Below are 6000 nucleotides of genomic sequence, written 5' to 3'. Positions count from 1 at the left end.
TGCCTCAACCGCAACTGCTGGCCGACGTTGCTCGAGGCCCGTGTAGTCATCGCCGACTTCAAAGACGACCACAACCATCGGCACCGCCACTCGGCACTGGGCTACCAGACCCCGGCCGAGTACAGTGCCGGATGCACCCACCGGCATCACCCCGTGGGCTGCGAGATCGACTGATCAACTGCAAGTTAGGAACTGGCTCTAGAACTGACTGGACCGGTTATCGGGGACCTGCCAACTCGAGCTCGGTCACATCGTCCAAGACGCGTCCCTCCAAGAAGCTGGACAAGTATGGACACCCGGTTCTCGATGGATGGCCGCGACGCCTGGTTCTTCTGGTCCAGTACACCGTCGACTGACATTCGAGCCGTGCGTGTCGTCGTGGTCGGCGCGTCCGACCTTTGCGGGGTCTGGTCACCCTGCCCGTCGGTACGGACCACGCCTAGTCTAGGGCCGGGCGAACCTGAGTCCGCTAGCGACCGACGAACACAGACACCCAAGGACACGTTTCCCGCAGCCGCGGCCTGACCCCCCTTGTCCCTGTTGTACGCAAGTGGGCGCAAGCATTGCTGCAGTAGTTGCAACCGGCACGTTTGTCAACCGGACCCGTGCCTGGCGCCGCCGTTAACCACCGTGCCGTCCTCTCGGCTCCAACCGCTACAGGGCCTGGTAGCACCGGCACATACCGTCAGGCGTTACCTCATCGGTTGTCGACAACAGATAAGGCGACCTACTGGCTTGCGGGAAGGCCAGTAGGTCCCCATCCGGAAGCCATGAGGCGGCTGGGTTATCCGTGACCAGCGATCCGGATAGTCTTGTTTTGCACGATGATGCTGCATCGCTCGCGTCGACAGTTTCGGCACCGTGGCGCGCGGGCTGCGGCGGCGAAGCATCCGGGATGTAACCGCCCCAATAGGAATGGCACTCACGTCGCCGGACTCATCCGGACCGACACCTCAGGTAGCGGACCAGTGCCGGCCCCACCGGCACTGTTGACCCGGATCGCGCGCATCCTCACCACCGCAGCCGAGCACACAAGCAACACCGACCTGGCCGCAACGCTGCGCCGCGATGTCATGCGCGCCTCGGGCTAGTGGGTGGCGTGTAGCCGCGTAGTGAGGCTACAATCGGAGCCGCAGCCAGCCCATTGCGGTGGGTTTGGAAGTGAGCCACAGGATTACTCGCCGGACGACGAGGCCTGTGGCTCGCGGTCTTTTAGGGGCCGATGGTGTGTATTTCGACACCGGCGCCGAGTATGTCGAGATAGTCCCCGCGGCCGCACCGCTGTTGCACCACGGCACCGCACACGATGTCGGCAACCCACAGCGCCGGTTCGTGACGGCCGATAGCGTGGTCAATTCGCAGAGTCGGGGCGACGGCTTGTCGGGCGCGGAGCTTTTGCAGCATGTCCATGTCGCTTGCGTCCTGTTGGCCTCGGGATTCCAGCGTGATCGTGGCGCAAGGCATGTCGGCCAGGTGCGGCAGTAGGAACTCCATGCATTTGCATCGGTGCCAGCGATCCGAGGATTCCTTGTCGACGTGCACGACGACGAACCCTGTCAGGGGTAGTTCGGCGATCGCGGTGACGAGTTCGGTTCGTCGTTGCTCGCTGCTGCCGTGCCAGTGCACCTTCGGCTCGGCCAAGCGCAGCGCTTCCATAGCTGCGCGGAGGGTGTCGACGTCGTCTTCGTCGCAGAGGGCTGCGGACATCAGGTACGCGCCGGGGTCCATGTCCGGGCGCGACCCGCTCTCGTCTGCCCACGCCGTCAACATGATGGAACACCCTATTGGTCTGGTACGACTCGACAGGGCTCAGGGGACACACATGGACGGCTTTCTGAGCCCCTCCTCTCGCTCAAACGTCACCACTCCGCTCATGTGGCAACCGACCGCGGGGAGGGCGGCAGCGCAGCGCAGCGGAGAAGCTGTTTGTGACTATTGGAGCCGGTCGGCCTGTCCCCCGGTCTGATCGGCGTACGCCTGGGCTTCGTCGAGCTCGTTGGCGGTGTAGGTGCGGATGCCGGCGGGTTGGCCGGCCGGACGCACGATGAGCGTCAGGTCAGGCAACTCGACGCGGCCGCGTTTGGGTGCGACGCGGTTGGTGGGGCCTGCCCCCGTGTCATTGTTGTCAGTCATTGCGGTGCTGGGCCCTCTCGCGGTTGCAGTGCTTCGGGCGGCACCCACATGGTGATGGTGGCCGAGGAGACGCGGTTGGCGCTCTCGACTGGCATCTGACATATCCCGCGCCAGAGGCCGTTTGAGGTTTGGAGCCACGCTAATAGCAGTGCGGGCATGGTCGGCTCGATCCGGGCTCCGAATGCGCGGACTCGCAGTGACACTCCCCCGCCGGCCGCATAGGAGCGGCCGCACGAGGGGGCCGCGATCGCGATGTCGACAACAACGGGCTTCGGCGGGTCGAACACGCGCAGTGTTCGGGTGTCGGGGCCAGTGGTCGAACATGCACAGAGTGTCATCTCGCAAGACATCGGTGACAGTTCTGCATCAGGCCATAGGTGACAGAGTGAGGGGTCTTGGTGGTGACACTTCTTCATTTGGTTTCCGCCACGCACCGCTATGTGCCTTGCGTTGCGTGGCGCGGTTGCCTATGAGGGGGGCCTGACGCAGGTGCTCAACTGACCGCGCCTGCGACGGTTCAGCAGCACCCCGTGATGGCGCTGAGAACGCTGCGCAGCGCTTCCAACGACTCTGGCCGGGCACGGTAGTAGACGGGTGATAGAGCTGCAGCCTTGTTGATCGCGCTGATCGTGGAGGGGGTCAAATCGATTCTCGGAACAGCCTGGGCGGCGATCCGCGCGGTAGCCGCCTGAACTTTCTTCGAGGAGTCGGTACTATCGCTCTCCGACGGACTCATGTCGCCCCCTTCAGTAGCCCTCCTGACTAGCCTACTGGGCAGTTCCGCCACACCCGGAGATTATGTGCGCCGCTGGCGATGCTTGCCACGCCTGCCTCGTCGGTGAGGTCGATTCTGGTGGCACCGATCCGCTCGCAGAGAGTCTCGACGTCGGGACAGCCGTCCCAGATCAGGTAGTAGCACTCGTCAGGGGTGGTGGTGTGACGGGTCAGATGTGTCATCGCGACACCGATCTGCCAGATCTCTGAGGGGCCGGGCTCGCCGAAGTCAGGGATGTGCGCCTCACTTTCCTTCTGACCTATGACCGGGGCCGACAGAACGCAAACGGCTCGATGCGGACTGGCAGTCTCTGTATCGTCGATCGAGGTTTCGCAGCGTTAGCCGACTGCGTGTCAGCCTGCCCCATGTTTTCTCAGGCGATCGGAGGGTTGTCGATCAATGACTGCTGCAGCGCGCTTCTGGGCAGTTGATCTGCACGTTCACACGCCCGGTTCTAGCGACGCCAAGGACGAGCATTACGGCACGCCCGGAGACATTGTCGAGGCCGCGCTTGCCGCCGGCCTTGACGCTATCGCCATCACAGACCACAACACGGTCTCCTGGTGTAGTCACATCGCCGACGCAGCGGTCGGCACTCCACTCGTCGTCCTGCCCGGGGTCGAGATCAGCACCAACGAGGGCCATCTGCTCGCCATCTGGGAGCAAGGAACTGACCCGGCGCTGATCGAAGAGGTCCTGGTGAAGCTCAACATCGGCCAAGCAGACCGCGGCAAATTGGACATCAGCGCCAACGCTGGCTTCGCCGACGCCGCGACGAAGATCGCAGCCTCCGGTGGGTTGGCCATACCTGCCCACATCGAGAAGGACAAAGGGCTGATGCGGTTGACGGTTCCGGCTCACGTCAGGGAGATCTTGCTGCACGACGACGTCTGCGCCGTTGAGATCGTTCACCTCGACACCGCAGACGACGTCCGTAACAAACTCGGCGAGCAACGAAACATGGCCTTCGTCCGCGGATCGGACACCTGGGACAAGGACGAAAGCCATCATGCGCTGTCCGGAATCGGTGCGCGCCGCACCTGGATAAAGGCCAGCCGCCCGGATCTGATTGGACTCCGCCACGCGCTCGCCGACCCGCAGTTGCGCGTCTTGCTGCAGCAGCCAGCTCCGACCACCTACACCCGCATCGAAGACATTGAGTTCCTGGGTGGATTCCTCGGCGGCGAACGCATCCGCTTCTCGCCAGACTTAAATTGCCTTCTTGGCGGCACGGGGGCGGGCAAGTCTTTGGTACTGGAGGCGATTCGATTCGTTCTGAGCCAGCAGGTCGACGCCATCGCTTTTCCTCACATTCGAACCGAGATCGACTCGCGGATGGACAAGGCGCTGATGAACAACAGCACGGTCGTCGTGCATGTCGCCGGCGACGGCGTGCGATACCGGATGGAGCGGACGTACAACGCCGGCGGATCGCCAGCTGCCCGCGTCCTGCAACAGACCGGAAGCGACTGGGCTGAAATCAACGACGACCCCGCCCTCATCTGCCCGATCGCGGCGTTCTCGCAAGGAGAGATCCTCGAGTACTCCCGAGAGCCGGTTGGTCGCATGGCCCTGGTTGACGCGTCGATCGACCTGGAGGCGGTCAACGCCTCCATCGAAGCCGCGATCGGGGGCCTGCGGGTCAACGCCGGAAAACTGATCGCGGCTCGGCAACGCGTCCAGCGATTAGAATCCGAGACCGCTGGCGGGGCGGAACTTGGCGAACAAGTTCGCCAACTCGAGGAACTGTTCAAAACCGAGACGGTGAAGGAGCAGTCGGGGTGGACCGCAGAGCAGACCAGCTTGCACGGCACACGGAACGACCTCGCCGACCTCGACGCGCCCGCGTTCAATCTGCCCGAAGCCGAATTGCACGAGTCAGTGGGCGAGAACGCTGGCTTGTTCCTCGAAGCCAATGCCGTGCTGGCACTTCTACGCGAACGCCTCGACACGGGACGCACGCAGATTCTCGAAGCGATCGCCGAGGCTGCGAAGGCCATGGCGCGCATTGAGGGTCAGTGGAGAACGCGGTTCGACGAGTTCAAGATCCGCCTCGATGAAGAACTCGACAAGATTGATCCGGAAGCATCTCTTACGGCTTTGCGCGCGAGCCTCGAACAGTTGCAGTCCAAACTCACTCAACTCCAGGCTGCCAGGGCCGCGCTTGAACATCGCGCTCGGCCCGATCTGGCTCGACTGGAGCAGGAAAGACATGACCTCACCGACGCCCTTCACGCTGCGCGACGCACACGGCGGGACATGCGCCGGGCGCGGGTCATAGACCTCAACGCGAAGGCGGCTGGCTTCGTCAAGCTCGACGTTCCCAACCAAGGGGACCAGTCTGAGTTTCGCCGTGCGCTCGACCTGATCAAGGTGGGCTCACGGGTCAGGGAGGACTTCCTGAATGAACTCGCGCTTCGGACGCATCCGCTGAGGTTCGTCCGCTCAATGTGGTCGCATAACCTCGCCGAACTCGTAGATATCGATCATGGAATCGACATGGCGAGTCTCGCCAAGCTGCTCACGAACATCGACGAACGCAATTTGTGGGAGGACCTACTGAATCTGCAGGCCATCGACCGTCCCGATGTCCTCACCATCAAGTTCAAGAAGCCCGGCGACCAAACCTACACGGCGATCGAACAACTCGCTCATGGCCAGCGATGCACGGCCATCCTGGTCATTTTGCTCGCCGACGGTGACACACCGGTGCTCGTCGATCAACCAGAGGATGCGCTGCACGCCCCGTGGATCGAGGAGTACCTCGTCGATCGTCTACGTTCGCTGCGCAGCAGCCGCCAATATCTGTTTGCCACCCGCAGTCCGGGCATAGTCGTGAGCGGCGATGCGGAGCAGATCGTGACGATGAAAGCAACCGCCGGACATGGCCAGATCGAAGCGGTGGGTTCACTCGAGCGGTACGAACTTAACGCCTTGGCGTTGGAACACCTTGAGGGAGGCCGGGTCCCATTCAGTAGACGTACGTTGAAGTTGAAAGTGTCCGTCGACCCACCAACGCCCTAAAGCAACCGTGCCCCGTCGAACTCGACCGGTTGCACCACGTCGATGCGTTCGATCCCGTGATTCCGGCA

Annotated in this window: 6 protein-coding genes; 3 read left to right on the top strand and 3 right to left on the bottom strand. The window is 62.9% G+C overall.

What is annotated here, in order from left to right; all coding sequences use genetic code 11:
• Positions 1-27 precede the first annotated feature (27 nt).
• Together GOACH_RS24660 and GOACH_RS24535 are read left to right on the top strand one after the other, a co-directional pair.
• The gene (locus GOACH_RS24660) at positions 28-174 is read left to right on the top strand and encodes an integrase core domain-containing protein (RefSeq protein ID WP_373279119.1); all 147 of its coding nucleotides are present in this window, start codon (positions 28-30) and stop codon (positions 172-174) included.
• 794 nt (positions 175-968) lie between these two features.
• Positions 969-1091, top strand: coding sequence for a hypothetical protein (locus tag GOACH_RS24535; RefSeq protein WP_265416843.1), 123 nt, complete (start codon positions 969-971; stop codon positions 1089-1091).
• Positions 1092-1212: 121 nt separating this feature from the next.
• Here GOACH_RS24535 and GOACH_RS21115 read toward each other — a convergent pair whose 3' ends face one another.
• The 3 genes from GOACH_RS21115 to GOACH_RS21100 all read right to left on the bottom strand — a co-directional run bounded on the left by GOACH_RS21115 (position 1213) and on the right by GOACH_RS21100 (position 3090).
• Positions 1213-1770: a hypothetical protein gene (locus tag GOACH_RS21115; RefSeq protein WP_005179606.1), complete on the bottom strand. Its 558-nt coding sequence runs from the start codon at positions 1768-1770 to the stop codon at positions 1213-1215.
• 162 nt (positions 1771-1932) lie between these two features.
• Entirely contained in the window at positions 1933-2133 is a 201-nt protein-coding gene (locus GOACH_RS21110) for a hypothetical protein (RefSeq protein WP_040519378.1), read from the bottom strand.
• Positions 2134-2895: 762 nt separating this feature from the next.
• Complete coding sequence (locus tag GOACH_RS21100) at positions 2896-3090, bottom strand: hypothetical protein (RefSeq protein WP_005179596.1); 195 nt, start codon at positions 3088-3090, stop codon at positions 2896-2898.
• 217 nt (positions 3091-3307) lie between these two features.
• Here GOACH_RS21100 and GOACH_RS21095 point away from each other — a divergent pair, with 217 nt between their 5' ends.
• A complete protein-coding gene (locus GOACH_RS21095) occupies positions 3308-5932 on the top strand; it encodes an AAA family ATPase (RefSeq protein WP_005179594.1) in 2625 nt (874 codons plus the stop codon).
• The last annotated feature ends 68 nt before the right edge of the window (positions 5933-6000 follow it).

Source organism: Gordonia aichiensis NBRC 108223 (genome assembly GCF_000332975.1).
In the GTDB taxonomy this organism is placed as follows: Bacteria; Actinomycetota; Actinomycetes; order Mycobacteriales; family Mycobacteriaceae; genus Gordonia; species Gordonia aichiensis.
The sequence above is the reverse complement of the archived record's forward strand: the minus strand, read 5'-3'. Positions and strand labels throughout refer to the sequence as shown.

Coding starts and splice junctions, on each gene's coding strand:
- GOACH_RS21115 (WP_005179606.1), bottom strand. CDS start 1,770: ATGTTGACGGCGTGGGCAGACGAGAGCGGGTCGCGCCCGGACATGGAC.
- GOACH_RS21110 (WP_040519378.1), bottom strand. CDS start 2,133: ATGACTGACAACAATGACACGGGGGCAGGCCCCACCAACCGCGTCGCA.
- GOACH_RS21100 (WP_005179596.1), bottom strand. CDS start 3,090: ATGACACATCTGACCCGTCACACCACCACCCCTGACGAGTGCTACTAC.
- GOACH_RS21095 (WP_005179594.1), top strand. CDS start 3,308: ATGACTGCTGCAGCGCGCTTCTGGGCAGTTGATCTGCACGTTCACACG.